Annotated in this window: 1 protein-coding gene; it reads left to right on the top strand. The window is 64.2% G+C overall.

What is annotated here, in order from left to right:
- Positions 1 to 62 precede the first annotated feature (62 nt).
- Positions 63 to 553, top strand: a 491-nt coding sequence (locus tag AC5ZG5_RS46395) for a transposase (RefSeq protein WP_496165591.1), incomplete at its 3' end; no start/stop codon positions are given.

The following is a 553-nucleotide window of genomic DNA, read 5'->3' as shown; positions in this document are numbered from 1 at the left end:
GGCGGCGGATCGAGGCGGGTGTCGAAGCCTGCCAGAACCTCTCTCAAGGAGAGCAATACGCCATGAATGAGACTAGCAACATTGTCCCGCTTCGTCAGCCCGACGAGATCGACGATCCACTGACCAATATTTTGCGCGCTGGTGCGCGGCAACTTTTGGCGCAAGCGGTCGAGGCCGAAGTCGAGACATTTCTTGCCACGGTGAAGGACTTGAAGCTTGCCGACGGACGCGCCCGTGTCGTGCGGCATGGTTATGGCCCGGCGCGAACGATTGCGACCGGCATCGGCCCGGTCGAGGTCGCGCGGGCGAAGATTCGCGACCGTGGGGCGGCCGGCGATAGTGAGCGGATCCGGTTCAGCTCGGCGATCCTGCCGCTGTGGGCGCGGCGGACCAGAAGTCTGGATGCGCTGTTGCCTTTGCTGTATCTGCGCGGCATCTCGACCGGCGATTTCCAGGAGGCGCTGACGGCCTTGCTGGGCAAGGACGCGCCCAACCTGTCGCCTGCGGTGATTTCCCGGCTGACCGCGGAGTGGCAAGGTGAGTACGAGCGTTG

The organism is Bradyrhizobium sp. Ses1, from assembly GCF_059512365.1.
The sequence above is the reverse complement of the archived record's forward strand: the minus strand, read 5'-3'. Positions and strand labels throughout refer to the sequence as shown.